The 18,845-nt window shown below is 72.9% G+C and carries 15 protein-coding genes; 6 read left to right on the forward strand and 9 right to left on the reverse strand.

From position 1 onward, the window contains the following. Positions 1-49 precede the first annotated feature (49 nt). From G339_RS0105500 to G339_RS0105520, 5 genes are all read right to left on the reverse strand, one after another. The gene (locus G339_RS0105500; protein ID WP_019630080.1) at positions 50-802 is read right to left on the reverse strand and encodes a succinate dehydrogenase/fumarate reductase iron-sulfur subunit; all 753 of its coding nucleotides are present in this window, start codon (positions 800-802) and stop codon (positions 50-52) included. Continuing rightward, positions 803-2,743: a fumarate reductase/succinate dehydrogenase flavoprotein subunit gene (locus tag G339_RS0105505; RefSeq protein ID WP_019630081.1), complete on the reverse strand. Its 1,941-nt coding sequence runs from the start codon at positions 2,741-2,743 to the stop codon at positions 803-805. A 2-nt stretch (positions 2,744-2,745) separates the two neighbouring features. Then, positions 2,746-3,435 carry a succinate dehydrogenase cytochrome b subunit gene (locus G339_RS0105510; RefSeq protein ID WP_026341162.1) on the reverse strand — a complete coding sequence of 230 codons (690 nt, stop codon included), beginning with the start codon at positions 3,433-3,435 and terminating at the stop codon, positions 2,746-2,748. 188 nt (positions 3,436-3,623) lie between these two features. Further along, positions 3,624-4,889 (reverse strand): PP2C family protein-serine/threonine phosphatase, encoded by a 1,266-nt coding sequence (locus G339_RS0105515; RefSeq protein WP_019630083.1) that lies wholly within the window; start codon positions 4,887-4,889, stop codon positions 3,624-3,626. A 218-nt stretch (positions 4,890-5,107) separates the two neighbouring features. Then, entirely contained in the window at positions 5,108-7,186 is a 2,079-nt protein-coding gene (locus G339_RS0105520) for a S9 family peptidase (RefSeq protein WP_019630084.1), read from the reverse strand. Positions 7,187-7,354: 168 nt separating this feature from the next. On the opposite strand from G339_RS0105520, the gene G339_RS36445 reads away from it, so the two are divergent. From G339_RS36445 to G339_RS36450, 3 genes are all read left to right on the forward strand, one after another. After that, entirely contained in the window at positions 7,355-8,827 is a 1,473-nt protein-coding gene (locus G339_RS36445; protein ID WP_084693120.1) for a serine/threonine-protein kinase, read from the forward strand. Between the two features lie 437 nt (positions 8,828-9,264). Further along, positions 9,265-10,176, forward strand: a complete 912-nt coding sequence (gene mshB / locus G339_RS0105530) for an N-acetyl-1-D-myo-inositol-2-amino-2-deoxy-alpha-D-glucopyranoside deacetylase (RefSeq protein ID WP_019630085.1) — start codon at positions 9,265-9,267, stop codon at positions 10,174-10,176. Between the two features lie 25 nt (positions 10,177-10,201). Then, positions 10,202-10,693, forward strand: coding sequence for a DUF6113 family protein (locus G339_RS36450; protein WP_019630086.1), 492 nt, complete (start codon positions 10,202-10,204; stop codon positions 10,691-10,693). Between the two features lie 87 nt (positions 10,694-10,780). Here the strand turns inward: G339_RS36450 and G339_RS0105540 are convergent, their stop codons facing one another. From G339_RS0105540 to rocD, 3 genes are all read right to left on the reverse strand, one after another. Next, positions 10,781-12,400, reverse strand: a complete 1,620-nt coding sequence (locus G339_RS0105540; RefSeq protein WP_019630087.1) for an MFS transporter — start codon at positions 12,398-12,400, stop codon at positions 10,781-10,783. After that, on the reverse strand, positions 12,397-13,029 hold the full coding sequence (locus tag G339_RS32680) for a PadR family transcriptional regulator (RefSeq protein WP_051107777.1): 633 nt from the start codon (positions 13,027-13,029) through the stop codon (positions 12,397-12,399). Before G339_RS32680 ends, G339_RS0105540 begins: the two co-directional genes overlap by 4 nt. Positions 13,030-13,624: 595 nt before the next feature. Then, entirely contained in the window at positions 13,625-14,833 is a 1,209-nt protein-coding gene (rocD, locus tag G339_RS0105550; protein WP_019630089.1) for an ornithine--oxo-acid transaminase, read from the reverse strand. A 193-nt stretch (positions 14,834-15,026) separates the two neighbouring features. Here rocD and G339_RS0105555 point away from each other — a divergent pair, with 193 nt between their 5' ends. Genes G339_RS0105555 through G339_RS0105565 form a run of 3 tightly spaced genes read left to right on the forward strand, consistent with a single transcriptional unit; the run spans position 15,027 to position 17,809 of the window. Further along, complete coding sequence (locus G339_RS0105555) at positions 15,027-16,640, forward strand: serine/threonine-protein kinase (protein ID WP_026341164.1); 1,614 nt, start codon at positions 15,027-15,029, stop codon at positions 16,638-16,640. Between the two features lie 28 nt (positions 16,641-16,668). Then, the gene (gene rraA / locus G339_RS0105560; RefSeq protein ID WP_019630091.1) at positions 16,669-17,151 is read left to right on the forward strand and encodes a ribonuclease E activity regulator RraA; all 483 of its coding nucleotides are present in this window, start codon (positions 16,669-16,671) and stop codon (positions 17,149-17,151) included. Positions 17,152-17,206: 55 nt separating this feature from the next. Then, complete coding sequence (locus G339_RS0105565; RefSeq protein ID WP_019630092.1) at positions 17,207-17,809, forward strand: hypothetical protein; 603 nt, start codon at positions 17,207-17,209, stop codon at positions 17,807-17,809. 36 nt (positions 17,810-17,845) lie between these two features. On the opposite strand, the gene G339_RS0105570 is transcribed toward G339_RS0105565, so the two are convergent. Continuing rightward, positions 17,846-18,733, reverse strand: coding sequence for a TauD/TfdA dioxygenase family protein (locus tag G339_RS0105570; protein WP_019630093.1), 888 nt, complete (start codon positions 18,731-18,733; stop codon positions 17,846-17,848). Positions 18,734-18,845: the final 112 nt, after the last annotated feature.

The raw sequence follows: 18,845 nt of genomic DNA on the forward strand, positions 1-18,845 counted from the left end.
CCGGGCGGCCCCGAAGGACCGCCCGGTCTGTCCGGTTGATACCGGATTGCTACTTCTTGGCCCCGCCCGCGGTGGCCTTGATGTAGTCGTGGTTCAGCCGTCCGATGACGTCCAGCGGAATGCCCTTCGGGCACGCCACCGTGCATTCCCCGGTGTTGGTGCAGCCGCCGAAGCCCTCGGAGTCGTGCGTCTCGAGCATCGACACGACCCGGTCCCAGCGCTCGGGCTGGCCCTGCGGCAGCAGGCCGAGGTGGGTGACCTTCGCGCCGAGGAACAGCGACGCCGACCCGTTCGGGCACGCCGCGACGCACGCGCCGCAGCCGATGCACTCCGCCGCCTCGAACGCGCGGTCCGCGTCCGGCTTGGGGACGGGCACCGAGTGCGCCTCCGGCGCGGCGCCGGTCGGCGCGGAGATGTAGCCGCCGGACTTGATGATCCGGTCGAACGCGCTGCGGTCCACCACGAGGTCCTTGACGACCGGGAACGCCTTCGCGCGCCACGGCTCGACGTCGATGACCTCGCCGTCCTTGAACTTGCGCATGTGGAGCTGGCACGTGGTCGTGTTGCGCTCGGGGCCGTGCGGCGTCCCGTTGATGACCAGCGAGCACATGCCGCAGATGCCCTCGCGGCAGTCGTGGTCGAACGCGACGGGCTCCTCGCCCCTGGCGATCAGCTCCTCGTTGAGGACGTCGAGCATCTCCAGGAACGACGCGTCCTCCGAGATCCCGTCGACGGGATACTCGACCATCCTGCCCTTGTCGTCCGGTCCGCTCTGCCGCCAGACGCGCAGTGTGAGCTTCATTTACTTGTACGACCTCTGCGTCGGGTGAACGTATTCGAATTCGAGGGCTTCCTTGTGGAGGATCGGCTTCTCGCCCTCCCCGGCCCACTCCCAGGCGGCGACGTAGGAGAAGTTCGCGTCGTCGCGCTTGGCCTCGCCCTCCTCGTCCTGGCTCTCGGCGCGGAAGTGGCCGCCGCAGGACTCGGTGCGGTGCAGGGCGTCGATCACCATGAGCTCGGCCAGCTCCAGGAAGTCCGCGACGCGGCCCGCCTTCTCGAGCTGCTGGTTCAGCTCCTCGCCCTTGCCCGTGACCTTGACGCGCTCCCAGAACTCCTTGCGGAGCGCGGGGATCAGCTCCAGCGCCTTCTTCAGGCCCTCCTCGGTGCGCTCCATGCCGCAGTACTCCCACATGATGTGGCCGAGTTCGCGGTGGAAGGAGTCCACGGAGCGGTCGCCGTCGATCGACAGGAACGTCTCGATCTGCGAGCGGACGCGCTGCTCGGCCTCCGTGATCGCCGACTCGGCGACCGGCGGGAGCTTGGTCTGCGCGATGTAGTCGCCGATCGTGTTCGGCAGGACGAAGTAACCGTCCGCGAGGCCCTGCATCAGCGCGGACGCGCCGAGCCGGTTGGCCCCGTGGTCGGAGAAGTTCGCCTCGCCCGTCACGAACAGGCCCGGGATGTTGGACGACAGGTCGTAGTCGACCCACAGCCCGCCCATCGTGTAGTGGACGGCCGGGTAGATGCGCATCGGCGTCTCGTACGGGTTCTCGCCCGTGATCCGCTCGTACATCTCGAACAGGTTGCCGTACTTGGCCTCGATGGACTTGCGGCCCAGCCGCTCGATCGCCCCGGAGAAGTCCAGGTAGACGCCGAGCCCGCCGGGGCCGACGCCGCGGCCCTCGTCGCAGACGTTCTTGGCGGCGCGGGACGCGATGTCGCGCGGCACCAGGTTGCCGAACGCCGGGTAGATGCGCTCCAGGTAGTAGTCGCGCTCGTCCTCGGGGATGTCGGCGGGGCGGCGGGTGTCGCCGGCCTTCTTCGGCACCCAGACGCGGCCGTCGTTGCGCAGGGACTCCGACATCAGCGTCAGCTTGGACTGGTGGTCGCCGCTGACGGGGATGCACGTCGGGTGGATCTGCGTGTAGCAGGGGTTCGCGAAGTAGGCCCCGTGCTTGTGGGCGCGCCACGTCGCGGTGACGTTGGAGCCCATCGCGTTCGTCGACAGGAAGTAGACGTTGCCGTAGCCGCCGCTGGCCAGCACGACCGCGTCGGCGGTGTAGTGCTTGATCTCGCCGTTCAGCAGGTTGCGGACGACGACGCCGCGCGCCCGCCCGTCCTCCATGATCAGGTCGAGCATCTCGTGGCGCGGGTGCAGCTCGACGTTCCCGGCGTCGACCTGGCGCATCAGCGCCTGGTACGCGCCGAGGAGGAGCTGCTGGCCCGTCTGCCCGCGGGCGTAGAACGTCCGGGAGACCTGCGCGCCGCCGAACGAGCGGTTGTCGAGCAGGCCGCCGTACTCGCGGGCGAACGGGACGCCCTGCGCGACGCACTGGTCGATGATCTGCGTGGAGATCTCCGCGAGGCGGTGGACGTTGGACTCGCGCGAGCGGTAGTCGCCGCCCTTCACCGTGTCGTAGAACAGCCGGTGGACGCTGTCGCCGTCGTTGCGGTAGTTCTTCGCGGCGTTGATGCCGCCCTGCGCGGCGATCGAGTGGGCGCGGCGCGGGCTGTCCTGGAAGCAGAACTGGATGACCTTGTACCCGGCCTCACCGAGGGTGGCGCCGGCGGAGCCGCCCGCCAGGCCCGTCCCGATGATGATGATCGTCTTCTTGCGCTTGTTGGCCGGGTTGACCAGCTTGGCCTCGAACTTGCGGGTCGTCCACCGCTGCTCGATGGGGCCGCCGGGGGCCTTGGCGTCGGCGATCGGGTCGCCCTGCGTGAAGAAGGAGGTGTCGCTCATGGTCAGCTCACCCATCCGAACGTGACAGAGAGGGGCACGGAGACGAACCCGAGGGTGACGACCCCGGCGACGGCGAACGCCAGGCCGCGCAGCGTGCGGTCGTTGCGGGGGGTGCGCCAGCCGAGGGAGTTGAAGGCGCTCCAGACGCCGTGGCGCAGGTGCAGGCCGACCAGCAGCACCGCGAGGACGTACCAGACGGTGATGTACCAGCGGGACGCGTCGAAGTCGGCGACGACGCGCTCGTACGGCGTGAAGCCGTCGCCCTTCGGGTTCACCACGAGGAACGTCAGGTCCAGCAGGTGCCAGATGACGAACAGCAGGATGATGACGCCGCCGTAGCGCATCGTATGGACGGCGTATCCCTGCGCGTGCGACTTCTTGCGCGCCTGGTACTTGACCGGGCGGGCCGCGCGGGCGCGCTTCCCGAGGGAGACCGCCGACCAGATGTGCAGGACGACCGCGACGGAGATGACGACCTCCAGGATCGTCAGCAGCGTCCGGCGGGGGACGGCCGGCTCGCCCATCGTGCGGAGCCAGTGCGCGTAGTGGTTGAAGTCGTCCGCGCCCAAGAAGATCTTGAGGTTTCCGACCATGTGCCCGATGAGGAAGAGCACCAGCACCGCGCCGCTGACCGCCATGACGGCCTTCTTGCCGACGGTCGATCGATAGACCTTGGGTATCGCTATAGCCACGGCCCGAACGGTAGGTCGCGCGGGTACGAGAACACCAAGTCATGAGAGCACTCGTTTCGATAGCCGGAGGCTATGAGCCGTGCAGCACGGCGTTTTCCTACGCCCCGTCGAGCCCGGCGAGTGATCGACTTCACATGTCCCGGTGGAACCTTGCCCCTATCTGGGGTTTCGCCGGGAGAACGTTCTGATCACGCCGAGGTCACGCGGTGGGAGAGCAGCAGCACCGCGAGGTCGTCGGTGAGGGCGTCGCCGTTCAGCTCCTCGACCTCCGCGACGAGCGCGTCGATGAGGGCGCGGCCCGTCGCGCCGCGCTCGCGGGCGGCGCGCGCCAGCCGGACGAGGCCGTCCGAGCCGAGCCGGTCCGGGCCCGCGCCGACGCGGCCCTCGATGAGGCCGTCGGTGTAGAGCATCAGGCTCCACGCCTCGCCGAGGTCGACGTCGGTGGTCGGCCACTCCGCGCCGGGCACCAGGCCGAGCGCGGGGCCGTGCGCGTAGTCGGGGAGCGCGGCGACGTCCACCGCGCCGTCCGGGCCCTCGCGGAACAGCAGCGGCGCGGGGTGCCCCGCCAGGTGCATCCGCGCGGTGCGGCGCGACGGGGCGACCGTGACCTGGCAGAGCGTCGTGAAGATCTCCTCGCTGCGGCGCTCGTGGCCGAGGACGGTGTCGAGCGTCGCGAGGAGCTGGTCGCCGGTGTGCCCGGCGAGGACGAGCGTCCGCCACGCCATGCGGAGCTGCACGCCCAGCGCCGCCTCGTCCGGCCCGTGCCCGCACACGTCGCCGATCATGAGGTGGACGGTGCCGTCGCCGGTCTGGACGGTGTCGTAGAAGTCGCCGCCCAGCAGCGCGCGGCGGCGGCCCGGCCGGTAGCGGGTGTGGTGGCGCAGCACCCGGTCGTCGATGAGCGGGACGGGCAGCAGGCCGCGCTCCAGCCGCGCGTTCTCGCGGCCGAGGATGCGGGCCTCCACCAGCCGCCGCTCGGTGTCCTCGGCGCGCTTGCGCTCGATGGCGTAGCGGATCGCGCGGGCCAGCAGCGGGCCGTCCACGTCCTGTTTGACCAGGTGGTCGGCGGCGCCGGTCGCGACGGCGCGGACGCCGAGGTCCTGGTCGTCCTGGGTGGTGAGCACGACGACGGCCGTGGAGCCCGACAGCGCGATGACGTCGCGCAGCGCCTCGATCCGGTCGATGCCGGGGGCGGACAGGTCCACCAGGATGCACCGGGTGCGGCGGGTGAGGCGGCCGCGCGCGCCGTCGAGGTCCGGGGCGACGGTCAGCCGGACGTCCAGGCCGCTGTCGGCGAGCGCGTTCTCGACCAGGAACGCGTCGGCGGGATCGTCCCCGATCAGCAGCAGTTCGACGGCCGCGTCCGCGCCGGGGCCCGACCCGGCGGCCCGGCCCGGCCGGGCGGCGGCGGGCGGCGGACCGGACGGGTGCGGCTGTCGGCTGAGCGTGCTCACAGAATGGTTTCCGGACTGTCGGCGAGTGGCGCGCGGGCGTCGGGCCGGACCCGCTCGCGGGCGGGTCCGCGCCGGGCGCGCGGCGGCCGCCGGACCCGGCTCGGGGAGCGGAGTCGATCATCGCTCCGGTCCCCGACCCTAGCGTCTCGGCGCGCGGACGCGCATCTCGGGACACCCGTTTTCCCACCTGCGGACGGGCCGTAACACGGGCCGGAAACCTAGCCCAGATTGCGCTTCAGAAAGTCCACCTGGACCAGGAGCAGGTTCTCCGCGACCTCCTCCTGCGGCGTCATGTGCGTCACGCCCGACAGCGGCAGCACGGTGTGCGGGCGGCCCGCCGCCAGCAGCGCCGCGGAGAGCCGCAGCGTGTGGGCCACGACGACGTTGTCGTCCGCGAGGCCGTGGATGAGCATGAGCGGACGCGCCAGGTCGGCCGCGCGGTCGATGAGGGACTGCGCGGCGTACGCCTCGGGCTCCTCGTCGGGATGTCCCAGATACCGCTCGGTGTAGTGGGTGTCGTACAGGCGCCAGTCGGTGACGGGCGCGCCCGCGATGCCCGCGTGGAACACGTCCGGCCGGGCCAGCACGGCGAGCGCCGCCAGCCAGCCGCCGAACGACCAGCCGCGGATGCCGACGCGGTCCAGGTCGAGCGCGCCGGGGTGCCGCCGCGCCGCCTCCATCATCCCGGCGATCTGGTCGTCCAGGACGGGCGTGGCGAAGTCGCCCTGGACGGCGCGCTCGAACCCCGGCCCCCGGCCGGGCGTGCCGCGCCCGTCGGTGATCACCACGGCGAAGCCCTGGTCGGCGAGCCACTGCGCCTCCAGGTAGGCGCGGCGCGCGGCCAGGACGCGCTGCGCGTGCGGGCCGCCGTAGGGGTCCAGCAGCACCGGCAGCCGCCCCTGCGACGGCTCCCAGCCGGTCGGCAGCACGACGGCCGTGCGCAGCTCCCGCTCGCCCGCGGCCAGCAGCTCCACGCGCGGCGTCAGCACCGGCGTCTGCGCGTGCGAGGCGACCGGGTGGACGCCGCGCGGGCCGCGGACCTCGGCGGACGCGTCGTCGGCGTCCAGCCGCGACCCGGCGACGACGGTGATCCCGCCCGCGCGGACGGCCGAGAACACGCCGCGTCCCTCGGTGACGCGGGTGAGGGTGTCCGGCCGGTACTCCCAGACGTGGATCTCGGTGGGGTCCTCGGAGGCGGTGAACAGGATCTCGTCGCCGTCCACGCCGAGCACCGCGCGGATCTGGAGGCCGGGCGGGGTGACGGGTTTGCCGCCGACCGTGATCCGGCGCGTCTCGGTCGCGTGGTCCTCGGTGATCCACACCAGTTCGCCGCCGGACGTCCGCGCCGGGACGCCGGGCACGATCTCCGACCACCGCGGGTCGTGCTCGGTGTGCAGCAGCGTCGTCTCGCCGCTCAGCGCGTCCACCGCGAGGACGCGCTGGCTGCGCTGGTCGCGGGGCTGGACGACGATCGCGGGGCCGCGCGCGTCCCACAGCGCGGTGACGACGTAGGGGTACTGGCCGCGGTCCCACGCGACGCCCGTCCGGCGGCCCTCCAGCGTGACCAGGGCGAGGGAGACGATGGCGTTGGGCGTCCCGGCGGCGGGGTAGGCGACCTCGGTCGCGGGCCGGTCGGGGTTGGCGGGGTCGGCGATGTGCCAGCGCTGGACGGGCGTCTCGTCCACGCGCGCGACGAGCAGCGCCGAGCCGTCCGGGGACCACCAGAAACCGCGGAAACGGCGCATCTCCTCGGCGGCGATGAACTCCGCGAGGCCGTAGGAGATCTGGTCGCTCTCGGGCTGGGCGAGGGCGCGGTCCTCGGTCCCGTCCAGCTCGATGACGCGCAGCGCCCGTCCCGACACGTACGCGACGCGGCGTCCCGCCGGGTCGGGCCGGGGGTCGAACACCGGCTCGGCGGCGGGCAGCCCGCGCACCGCGCCGGTCCGGAGGTCCGCGACGAACAGCTTCCCGGCCAGCGTGAACGCCGCGACCGCCAGCTCGCGGTCGGTCGCGTAGCCGACGATGCCGCCCGCCTGCTCGCGGGCGCGCTCGCGGCGGGCGCGTTCCTCGGGCGGCAGATTCGCCTCGCCCGGGAGGTCCAGCGCCGCCGGATCGGCGACGAGTGTCTCCTCGCCGCTCTGGGGATCGAGCGTCCACAGGCAGGTCACCGGGTCGTCCCCGGAACGGGTGCGCAGGAAGGCGACCCGCGAGCCGTCGGGCGCGATCTGGAACGCGCGCGGGACGCCGAGGGTGAACCGCCGCGTGCGGGCGCTCTGCCGTGGATAGCTGATGCTCATGGTGGGAGTCTGCCCGCTTCCGGAGGCGGATGCGCACCGGGGTTCGTTCCGGTTGAATCGGGCCGGACGGCGAACGGTCCCGGACGAGCGCCCCGCTCGCGTAGGCTCGAAGTCCTCCCCCGACACGTGCCGCCCCCTGCCCGACCGAACGTGGACGAAGGAGAGCCCATGCCCGAACTGCAGCCGGGAGACCCCCGGCGGCTGGGGTCGTACGAGGTGCTGGAACGGCTCGGCGAGGGCGGTCAGGGCGTCGTCTACCTCGGGGTGGACGCGGCCGGCGGCAAGGCGGCGATCAAGCTGCTGCGCGCCGACCTCGCCGGGGACGCCGACGCCCGCAACCGGTTCGTCCGCGAGGCGCAGGCCGCCAAGCAGGTCGCCCGGTTCTGCACCGCGCAGGTGCTGGAGGCCGACGTCGCGGGCGACCAGCCCTACATCGCCAGCGAGTACGTGGCCGGCCCGTCCCTCTACGCGCTGGTCAGCGAGCGCGGCCCGGTCACCGGGGCGGACCTGGACCGGCTCGCGATCGGCACCGCGACGGCGCTGGTGGCGATCCACCAGGCGGGCATCGTCCACCGCGACTTCAAGCCGCACAACGTGATCATGGCGCCGGACGGGCCGCGCGTGATCGACTTCGGGATCGCGCGGGCGCTGGACGTCGGGCAGACCGCGGCGACCAAGGCGATCGGCACGCCGTCCTACATGGCCCCCGAGCAGGTCCAGGGGCAGCGGCTCACCGAGGCCGTGGACGTGTGGGCGTGGGCGGCGACGATGGTGTACGCCGCGACGGCCCGGCCGCCGTTCGGCGAGGACACCGTCGTCGCGGTGATCAACCGGGTCATGAACGAGCCGCCGTCGCTGGACGGTGTCCCGGCGGACCTCCAGGGCCTCATCGCGGGGTGCCTGGTCAAGGACCCGGCGCGGCGGCCCGGCGCGCAGCAGATCATGATGGCGCTGATCGGCGGGGGACAGCCCGGGCAGACCCGGATGGACGATCCCGCGCAGGCCACGGCGCTGCTCGCGGAGGGCTCGCAGCTCGCGGGCGGCGGGGCGGACCGGACGCGCGTCCAGCAGCCGACGCGGGCCACGCAGCCGGGCGGGCCGCGCGGCGTCGCGCCCGCAGACTTCACCGGGACGCTCCCGCCCGCCGCGAACTACGGCGGCGGCGGTGGCGCTCGGCGGGCCGACACGGGCGGGGGCGGCGGCCCGGCCCGCTGGCCGATCGTCGCGGGCGTGATCGTGGTGCTGGCGATCCTCGCGGTCATCGGCGTGGCGCTGGCGAAGTCCGGCAACAAGGACCCCGAGGACCAGCCCACGCCGGCGCCCGCCTCGCAGTCCGCGACGACGGACGACGAGACCCCCGACGAACCGGCCCCGACCCGCTCGACGCACCGCTACACGCCCCCGCCGACGCGCTCGGAGGAGCCCCCGACCCACAGCGAGGAGCCCCCGACCACCGCCCCGCCGACCGAGCCGACCACCAACCCGCCCGACACGGGCGGCGGCTCCGGCGACGGCGGCACGGGCGACGGCGGCTCGGGCGGAACGGGAGGCACCGGCGGCTCGGGCGGAGGTTCGGGCGGCGGCGGCTCAGGAGGCTCCGGCGGCGGCACCGGCGCCGAAGGCGGCGGCACAACCCCGTAAAGAAAACAACGAGAACGACGAGAACAACGAACCGAACAGCACCCGCCGAGAACCCTCGTAGAAAAGACGGCGACCGTAGCGGGGCCGCCGAAGCGAGCGCAGCGAGCAAGAACGCCCCGCAACGAACAGCGACCGAAGGGGGTCTACACCCGCCCGAGCGGGAAACCACGGGGGGTTGCCCGGTGGGCGCACGGCCGCGAGGAACCCGCACACCGGCGGCTACTGCGGGATGTGGGGTTGCCCGCGCGCGCACGGCCGCGAGCCGCCAGGCGAGCGGCCGGGCGCGCGCAGCGCGAAGGGTCGCACCGCAGCGGAGCGCCAGCGGAGCGAGGATGCGGCGCTTCGCGCCGCAGGGGGTGTGGGGGATCGTCCCCCACAGTGACAGGCGTGGGGGGTCGTCCCCCCACACGCAATAGAGCCCTGAGTACCCTCAACCCATGACCGAGCCGCGCATCCTGTTCGTCCACGCCCATCCGGACGACGAGTCCATCGGGACGGGGGCGACCATGGCCAAGTACGCGGCGCTGGGCGCCCACGTCTGCCTGGTCACCTGCACGCTGGGTGAGGAGGGCGAGATCATTCCGCCCGAGTTGCGGCATCTGGGCGCGGACGCGGAGGACCGGCTGGGGGAGTACCGGATCGGGGAGCTGGCGGCGGCGTGCGAGGCGCTGGGGGTGTCGGACCACCGGTATCTGGGCGGCCCGGGCCGGTGGCGCGATTCGGGGATGATGGGCGCGCCGAGCAACGACGATCCGGGTTGTTTCTGGCGCGCGGACGTGGACGAGGCGGCGGGCGAGCTGGCGGTGGTGATCCGCGAGGTCCGTCCGCAGGTCGTCGTCACGTACGACGAGCGCGGCAACTACGGGCATCCCGATCACATCCAGGCGCACCGGGTGACGCGCCGCGCGTTCGAGCTGGCGGCCGATCCGGCGTTCGGGCGGGGCGGGGAGCCGTGGCGGGCGGCGAAGCTGTACGCGTACGCGACGCCGCGCACGGTCCTGGCCCGCGCCATCGCGGTGATGCGGGAGGCGGAGCTGCCGTTCGCGCGGGTGGCGGGGCTGGACGAGCTGGGCTCGGGCGTCCCGGACGACCTGGTGACGACGGCGATCGACGCGCGCGCCCACCTGCCCGCCAAGCTCGCGGCGCTGCGGGCGCACCGGACGCAGATCACGGTGGCCCCGCCGGACGCGGGCCCGTTCTTCGCGCTGTCGAACAACCTCGGTCAGCAGGCGTTCGGCACGGAGTACTACATCCTGCTGGAGGGCGTCCCGGGTCCGGGCGCGCCGCCGTCCGGCCGGGAGACGGACCTGTTCGCCGAGCCCGCCGAGCCCGCCGCGCACCCCGCGTGATCCGGCGGCCACTACCCTGACCTCCGTGCCGATCGAAGACGAGCCCGCCACCCCGCCCGGTCCCGCGCCCGGCCCGGGTGCGCCGACGGAGCGGAGCGAGCGGGCGGACGCGGTGGTGACCGGCGCGGCCTACGCCGTCCTGACGCTGCTCGGGGCGGTCGCGGGCGCGTTCGGCGCGGCCGTGCAGGACTGGCCGGTCGCCCCGGCGGTCGCGCCCGCGCTGGCGGCGGTCGCGGTCCTGTTCGCGCTGCTGCTGGCGGCGGGGTTCGGGATGCGCTCGTGGGCGGGCGCGCTGCTGCCGGGCCTGGCGTGGGCGGCGGTGACGCTGATGCTGTCGCAACAGCGGCCCGAGGGGGACCTGCTCATCCTCGGCAACCTGCCGGGCTACGTCTACATGGTGGGCGGTGTGCTCGCAGTGTGCTTCGCGCCGCTGCTGATCCTGGTCCTGTGCCCGCCGGGCCGTCCGTCCGGGTCGTGGCTGACGGCGGGCGCGGACCGGCGCGGCCCCGCGGAGTAGCGGACAAGGAAAGGGCCCCGACGCGGTGTGCGTCGGGGCCCTCGCCTTGAACCGGTTCGGCGCCCGTTCGAGCCGGTTCGCGGGCGCTCAGTGCGCCTGCTGCGGCTCCGGCGCGCTCTCGGCCGTCGGCGCGCCGTTCCCGGTGGCGGCGTGGTACGCCTTCACCCCGAGGCACGCGGCGGACCCGAGGAAGATCAGCACGATCGGGAGCAGCATCGTCGGGCCCATCGCGTCGGTGAACCCGTGCGCGAAGACCTGGCCGCCCAGCTCGTGGATCTTCCCGGCGACGTCCGGCGGCGTCCCGGGCGGGAGCGACGCCGTGTGGTTGGCCGCGCCGACCTCCAGGCCGCCCTTGGCCTGCTCGGCGATGGACTGCGTGAACGGCCCCTGGTACTTCGCGGGCAGCTCGGCGGCGCGCTTGGCGGCCTCGTCCCGCAGCGAGGACGCGAGCTGGTTCTGCAGCACCGCGCCGACCGCCGCGCTGCCCAGCACGGACCCGACCTGCCGGATGGTGTTGTTGACGCCGGACGCGGCGCCCGCGAGGCGCGGCGGGACGTACCGCGTCGCCTCCGTCGCCATCGGCGCGAACACGCCGCCGACGCCGAGGCCCATCAGGATGAACGGGCCGAGGAAGCTCGTCCAGGACGTGTCGGCGTGCGCGATCGAAACGATCCACACCATCGCGACGCCGTACAGGAACAGCCCGCCCATGAGGATGAACCGGCCGCCGATCCGGTCGGACAGCTTCCCGGCGATCGGCGCGAGGACCATCGACACCAGCGACGACGGCGCCATGATCAGGCCCGCCTCGAGCGCGCTGTGCCCGAGAACCGACTGCAGGTAGAACGTCATCGGCAGGAACATGCCGACCATGCCGACCGACACGACCGCGCCGACGAAGTTGAGGATCGAGAAGTTGCGGTCGGCGAACAGCGAGAACGGGACCAGCGGCTCGTTGTCCTGCCGCCGCCGCTGCTGGACGAGGAACAGCACGAACAGCACGGCCGCCGCGCCGATCAGCGACCAGATGCCGGTGTTCCAGTCGAACTTCTGGCCCTCGGTGAGCGCGAAGACGAGGCAGAACAGCGCGAGCGTCGCCAGCGCGACGCCGGTGATGTCGAACTTGTGCTTCGCGCCCTTGACGTGCGCGGGCAGGATCGGCAGCGCCATCGCCAGCACGATGATGCCGATGGGCAGGTTGACGAAGAAGATCCACCGCCAGTCGAGCCAGCTCACCAGCAGGCCGCCGATCGTCGGCCCGGCGACGGTGGACACGCCCGCCACGCCGCCCCAGATGCCGAGCGCCGCGCCGCGCTTCTCGGCGGGGAACGTCGCGATGATGATCGACATCGTCTGCGGCATCAGCAGCGCGGCGCCCAGGCCCTGGACCGCGCGGGCGATGATGAGCTGCGTCGGGTCCTGCGAGATCCCGCAGGCGAGGCTCGCCAGCGTGAACAGCGCGACACCGGCGACGAACAGGTTCTTCTTGCCCCACAGGTCGCCGAGGCGGCCCGCGGTGATCAGCAGCACGGCCAGCACGAGGATGTAGGCGTTGCCGACCCACAGGATCTCGTCCAGGGACGCGTGCAGCTTGTCGGTCATGCTCGGGATCGCGATGTTCACGATCGTCAGGTCGAGCAGCGTCATGAAGAACCCGAGGGACAGGGTGATCAGGATCGCCCAGGGGTTCCCGCGCCATCTCGTCATGATGACTCCTCGGTGAGGGGGGTTTCGGGGGAGCGGCCGGCGGGGCCGGGCGGGTCGCCGTCCGGCTCGTCGGCGAAGGTGAGGCGGCCGGACTCCAGGTCGCCGGCCAGCGAGCGGCAGAACTCCAGCTCGGTGCGGAGCTGCGCGATCGTCAGCTCGTGGTCGAGCAGCTTGTAGCGTTCGAGCTTCCGCCGGCCGTGCGCGCCCTGGACGGACTCGTGCGCCGCCAGCGACGCTTCCAGCGCGACGACGCGGGAGCGCAGCAGCCGGGCCACCTCCTGCTCGGGCAGCAGGTTGACGAACGCCAGCGCCGTCCCGAACAGCGGGTACTCCTCGGACGGCCGGGCGATCAGCTCGGCCATCCGGAGCTGCGCGGCGTCGCGGCCCGCGTCGGTGACGGCGTACACGGTGCGCTCCGGCCGCCGGCCGTCGCGGCTGGTCTCGACGGGCTCGATGAGCCCGGCGGTCGCCAGCCGCTCCACCCAGTGGTAGAGCGCGCCGTGCGTGATCTTCACGGCGGCGTCGTAGTGGTGGTCCCGGATGCGCTGCTGCATCTGGTACGGGTGCATCGGCTCGTCGCAGAGCATCCGCAGGACCGTCAGCGCCAGGGGAGTCAGGGGCCGGCCCATCAGGGCCACCTCTCTCATCGGTTCGGACTGATCTGTTTAGACTAATCCATCCGGACCGTCTCCGTCATATTGATATATGTCACGACGCGCCGAAGCCCCAACAACGGCCGCCCCGAATCTCTTCCGCCCAGGCCAGAGCGCCACAGCGCCCACACACGAACCCCACGAGCCGCCGGGCCGCACCCACCGACCCACCCGCAGCGACGAAGGCGGACGACCCCCGGACGCCCGACCACGACCCACGGCGGGGTTCCCACGCCACGGATGACCCGCGGGCCACCGGGGGTCTACACCCGAACAACGACGGAAATCACGGGGATGCCCCCACGCGCACGGCCGCGAGCACCGGGGTCTACACCCGAACAAGGACGGGAACCACAGGGGTGCCCCGCGCGCACGGCCGCGAGCCACCGGGGGTCTACACGCGAACAACGACGGAGACCACGGGGGGTTGCCCGCGGGCGCACGGCCGCGAGCCGCCAGGCGAGCGGCCGGGCGCGCGCAGCGCGAAGGGTCGCACCGCAGCGGAGCGCCAGCGGAGCGAGGATGCGGCGCTTCGCGCCGCGGGGGGCGTGGGGGGTCGCCCCCCCACAAGCTATAGAGCCTTCTGCAACCGGTCCAAAGCCCACTCCAGGTCCTTCTTCTCGATGACCAGGGGCGGGGCGAGGCGCAGCGTGGTGTCGTGGGTCTCTTTGGCGAGGACGCCGAGGTCCATGAGGCGTTCGCTGACGGGGCGGGCGAGGCCGTTGAGTTCGATGCCGGCCCACAGGCCGCGGCCGCGGATCTCGCGGATCGTGTCGGTGTCGAGGGCGTGGAGCCGTTCGTGCAGGTAGGCGCCCAGTTCGCGGGAGCGGGCCTGGTACTCGCCGGTGTTGAGCATGGCGATGACTTCGCGGGCGACGGCGCAGGCGAGCGGGTTGCCGCCGAACGTCGAGCCGTGTTCGCCGGGTTTGAAGACGCCGAGCACGTCGGCGTCCGCGACGATCGCGGAGACCGGGACGATGCCGCCGCCGAGGGCTTTGCCGAGGATGTAGACGTCCGGGACGACGTCCTCGTGCTCGCACGCGAACGTCGTGCCGGTGCGGCCGAGGCCCGTCTGGACCTCGTCGGCGAGCATCAGCGCGCCGTGCTCGGTGCAGAGGTCGCGGACGGCGCGCAGGTAGCCGGGCGGCGGCACGACGACGCCCGCCTCGCCCTGGATGGGCTCGACGAGCACGCCGACGGTTGAGCCGTCGACGGCGCCGCGCAGCGCGTCCTCGTCGCCGTAGGGAACGGTCCGGAACCCGGGCGTGTACGGCCCGTAGGACGCCTTGGCGACCGGGTCGGTGGAGAAGCTGACGATCGTCGTCGTCCGCCCGTGGAAGTTGCCGACGAACGTGACGATGTTCGCCTCGTCGGCGGGCACGCCCTTGACCTCGTAACCCCACTTGCGGGCCGTCTTCAGTGCCGTCTCGACGGCCTCCGCGCCGGTGTTCATCGGCAGGACCATGTCCTTGCCGCACAGCTCCGCCAGTTCGGCGCAGAACGGGCCGAACTGGTCGTGGTCGAAGGCGCGGCTGACGAGCGTCACCCGGTCGAGCTGCTCGCGCGCGGCCGCGACGAGGCGCGGGTTGCGGTGCCCGAAGTTGACGGCCGAGTAGGCCGACAGCATGTCGAGGTAGCGGCGGCCCTCGACGTCGGTGACGAACGCGCCGTCGCCCTCGGCGATGACGACCGGCAGCGGATGGTAGTTGTGCGCGCTGTGCTCTTCGGACAGGGTCCGCAGGCGCTCGGTCTCCGGTCCGGTCTGGCTGCCCTCGGTCACGGTGCTCCTCCCGACTGCGGGCTTGGGGTGGCCGCCCGCCTCCTCAGCGTACGGTCGCCCCTTCCCGCCCCGGGGGCGCGGCGACGCACCGCGGGGACGATGTTGGCCGCGTCTTGACGGACGAACCCCACGATCCGTGCAGAGCGTCGTATTCTCCGGTAAAAACGGGGGCCGCGACCCCCTTGGAGGCCCCATGCCAGCGACGGTTCCGGTGTACGAGCCGCTGTCCCCCGGCGACCCGCCGGCGATCGGCGGCTACCGGATACTGGCCCGCGTCGGCGCGGGCGGGATGGGCCGCGTGTACCTCGCGGCGACGCAGAGCGGGCGCAAGCTCGCGGTGAAGGTCGTCCGCGCCGAGTTCGCCGAGGACCCCGAGTTCCGGCGGCGGTTCCAGCAGGAGATCGCGGCGGCGCAGCGGGTGCAGAGCCACCGGACCGCGCCCGTCGTGGACGCCGACGCCGACGCGCCGCAGCCGTGGCTGGCGACCGCGCACGTGCCGGGGCCGTCGCTCGCGCAGACCGTCGTGGAATTGGGGCCGCTGCCGGAGGACAGCGTCCGCGCGGTGTGCGCGGGCGTCGCGGAGGCGCTGGTCGCGGTCCACGCGGCGGGGGTCGTCCACCGGGACCTCAAGCCGTCGAACGTGCTGCTCGCGCCGGACGGGCCGCGCGTCATCGACTTCGGCATCGCGCGCGCCGCCGACACCACGCCGCTGACGCGGACGGGGATGCGGATCGGGTCGCCGCAGTACATGGCCCCCGAGCAGGCGCTCGGCCGGTCCGCGACCCCGGCGATCGACGTGTTCGCGCTCGCGGGCGTCGTCCTGTTCGCCGCGACGGGCCGCACGCCGTTCGGGGACGGGCCCGCCGAGGCGGTGCTGTTCCGGATCGTCCACGGGGAACCGGACCTGGAGGGCTGCCCGGAGTCGCTGCGCGGCCTGCTGGAACGCTGCCTGAACAAGGACCCCGGCGAGCGCCCGTCGCCCCGCGAGATCCTGGACGAGCTGGGCGAGGACGCCGGGCGGACGGGCGCGGACTGGCTCCCGGAGGACGTCACGCGGCGGCTGCCCGCCTACTCCGCCGACCCGCCCCGGCCGATGGGCCCGCCGACGAGCGGGCCGGGCTTCGACCCGGTCGCGCCCGCCGCGCCGCCCGCCCCGGCCCCGGCCGCGCCGTCGGGGACGGCGATCCGGGTGCTGCTGCTGGCGCTCGCGGCGGCGGCCGTCGTCATCGTCGTGCTCGGCGTGACGCTGGTGGCGCTGCGGCCGTGGGAGTCCGGCGGCGGGTCGGGCGGGGCGGCGCGCGGCGACCGGAACCCGGCGGGCGGGACGCCCGCGCCCGCGACCGCCGAGACGTCCGGCCCCGCGATGCGCGGCGCGCCGGGCGGTACGCAGGCCGCCTCGCCGGACGCGACGTCCGCGCCGGGCGGCGTCGGCGGCGAACTCGGTAAGTACACGGGCATCAATCTGACGAGCGGTTACGCGATCTCCTTCACCGAGGACCCCAAGCATCCGAAGCCGAATGCCGGCGGGGACTTCGACGCCAGTTACGACGGGTCGTACCTGTACGGGGACCAGATCGCCGTGCTTCCGCCGGGCGTTGCCGGAACGTACGAGGCATGCCGCGACGAGACCCGTTACACCGGCATGCTGGATTCGGAGTTCCTGATAAAAGGCAAGAAGATCTGTGTGACCACCGGGAGCGGACTGGTCGGACTCCTGGAGATCACCGGCACCGGCACCGAGCCGAAGAGCTACCTCACGTTCGACCTGACCGTCTGGCAGGGCGTCCCGCCGACCCCCGGCGAATAGCGGGTTACCGATCGGTAGGCTGAGCGTCATGACCTCCTTCGCGACCGCTGACCTCATCGACGACTTCGGCGACGAACTGCGGAGCTGCGAGACGCAGTTCCGCCAGTTCGGCGCGCGCACCGCGTTCGCCGGGCCGATCGCGACCGTGCGCTGCTTCCGCGACAACGGCCTGGTGAAGAAGCGGCTGAACACGCCCGGCGAGGGCCGCGTCCTCGTCGTGGACGGGGCGGGCTCCACCGGATCGGCGCTGATGGGCGACCTCATCGCCGCGGCGGCGGTCGAGAACGGGTGGGCCGGGGTCGTCATCAACGGCGTCGTCCGCGACGTCGCGACGCTGCGCACGCTGGACCTCGGCATCAAGGCGCTCGGCTCCAACCCGCGCAAGAGCGCCAAGGACGGCGCGGGCGCGATGGACGTCCCCGTCGAGTTCGGCGGCGTCGAGTTCCGTCCCGGCGACTGGCTTTACAGCGACGAGGACGGCATCGTGCTCGCCGCCCGCGCCCTGCGCTGAACCGCCGTCGCGCGCCCGGCGTCCTAATCCCCGAAACCCCGGAGAAAGGACGCCGATGACGATGATTCGCGCGGTCAACGCGAATCCCGGTGGACGAGTCGACCTCACATTCGGGCCGGGCGGGTTCACGGTGCGGCGGGAGAGTTTCCTCGACGCGACCGAACGACGCCTGAGCTGGTGTTACAGCACGAGGAAAGTCCTTGTCGCCGTCGCGGTCCTCATCATCGGCGGCCTGCTCTACGCGCAGCTCGGAATTCCGGTCATGGAGGACTGCGGCCTCAGCGACCGGCAGATCGCGCTGGCCGGGCTGCCGCTCGGGGCGCTCGTCGCCTACCTGCTGTTCGGCCTGCTGCTGGCCGTCCTCGGGGAGATCGTCGGGTGGATCGTGCTCGGCGTCATGGTCCTCACACTGCCGCTGCTGCTGATCCCCGGCTACCGGCGCTGGCTGGGCTCGCTGCGGCGGCGCGGTAAGGCGAAGGGCGCGTTCATCGCCGTCCAGCAGATCGCGGGCCTCCGTGAGCAGCCGTACGCGGGCGAGCGGGCCGTCACCGTGTGGCTCGCGGGCGGCGCGGTCGTGGAGTACCGGGCGCGCGGCGCGGACGGGGACCGGCTCGCGGGCGGGTTCCGCGCGCTCGCCCCGCACCGGCACGCCGGCTGACGGACCGGCGGGGCCGGGCGCCCCGGCCCCGCCGGGTCACAGGTAGCGGGCGGCGGCGGCCTCGGCGGGCGCGTCCGCGCCCGTCACGCCGTTCGGGCCCTTCGGGACGCCGTCGTCGATCGCCGCCGGGCAGTTGACCGTCACCCGGTGCATCTTGCGGCGCTGCGTGTAGTCCGCGACGGCGTAGTGCTGCGTCGGGCGGTTGTCCCAGAACGCCAGCGTTCCGACGCGCCACTTCAGCCGCACCTGGAACTGCGGGTCGCGGACCGCGTCGAACAGCAGCGGCAGGATCGCCTCGTTCTCCCGGCGGGACAGGCCGATCAGCCGCGTCACCGACGAGCGGTTCACGAACAGCGCCTTGCGGCCCGTCTCCGGGTGGACGCGCACCACCGGGTGGACGACCGGCGGGTTCTTCTCCTGCATGTCGCGCAGGTCCAGGCGGTGGCCCTTGTCGATGGCCTTGCTCACCGACATCGTCAGGTCGTGCTCGGCGTACAGCTCGTCGCACAGCCGCCGCAGCCACGGGGCCAGCGACTCGTACACCAGGTACATGTTGGCCCACAGCGTGTCCCCGCCGACGTCCGGCAGCATCACGGCGCGCAGCAGCGACCCCATCGGCGGCGTCGTCATGAACGTGTTGTCGCTGTGCCACTGGTCGCCGCCCTCGCCCTTGGGGTCGGTCTGGTCCAGGACGTGGACGGCGCTGCCGCTCGTGTCCATCGGCGGCAGGTTCGCCGTCCCGAACTGCTTCGCGAACGCCACGTGCTGCTCGTCGGAGATGTGCTGCTCGCGGAAGAACAGCACCTGGTGCTCCAGCAGGCCCGCCCGGATGCGCTGGACCTGCTCCTCCGGCAGCGGCTCCCGGAGGTCGACGCCCTCGACCTCGGCGCCGATGTTCCTGGTCATGGGGTGGAAAACGATCACGGGGGACACCCTCCGTCCGACAGCCAAGCAATCGCTAGGTTGATACTAACGCGCGGCTCGCGGAGGGTCGAGCCCCGGAAAGCGGGTCGCCCGGCCGCTCGCCTGGCGGCTC

The organism is Actinomadura atramentaria DSM 43919 (genome assembly GCF_000381885.1).
GTDB lineage: Bacteria > Actinomycetota > Actinomycetes > Streptosporangiales > Streptosporangiaceae > Spirillospora > Spirillospora atramentaria.

Bases quoted from the DNA above. Each gene is read 5' to 3' on its own strand.
- G339_RS0105500 (WP_019630080.1), bottom strand. From the start codon at position 802: ATGAAGCTCACACTGCGCGTCTGGCGGCAGAGCGGACCGGACGACAAG.
- G339_RS0105505 (WP_019630081.1), bottom strand. From the start codon at position 2,743: ATGAGCGACACCTCCTTCTTCACGCAGGGCGACCCGATCGCCGACGCC.
- G339_RS0105520 (WP_019630084.1), bottom strand. From the start codon at position 7,186: ATGAGCATCAGCTATCCACGGCAGAGCGCCCGCACGCGGCGGTTCACC.
- G339_RS36445 (WP_084693120.1), top strand. From the start codon at position 7,355: ATGCCCGAACTGCAGCCGGGAGACCCCCGGCGGCTGGGGTCGTACGAG.
- mshB (WP_019630085.1), top strand. From the start codon at position 9,265: ATGACCGAGCCGCGCATCCTGTTCGTCCACGCCCATCCGGACGACGAG.
- G339_RS0105540 (WP_019630087.1), bottom strand. From the start codon at position 12,400: ATGACGAGATGGCGCGGGAACCCCTGGGCGATCCTGATCACCCTGTCC.
- G339_RS32680 (WP_051107777.1), bottom strand. From the start codon at position 13,029: ATGGGCCGGCCCCTGACTCCCCTGGCGCTGACGGTCCTGCGGATGCTC.
- G339_RS0105555 (WP_026341164.1), top strand. From the start codon at position 15,027: ATGCCAGCGACGGTTCCGGTGTACGAGCCGCTGTCCCCCGGCGACCCG.
- rraA (WP_019630091.1), top strand. From the start codon at position 16,669: ATGACCTCCTTCGCGACCGCTGACCTCATCGACGACTTCGGCGACGAA.
- G339_RS0105565 (WP_019630092.1), top strand. From the start codon at position 17,207: ATGACGATGATTCGCGCGGTCAACGCGAATCCCGGTGGACGAGTCGAC.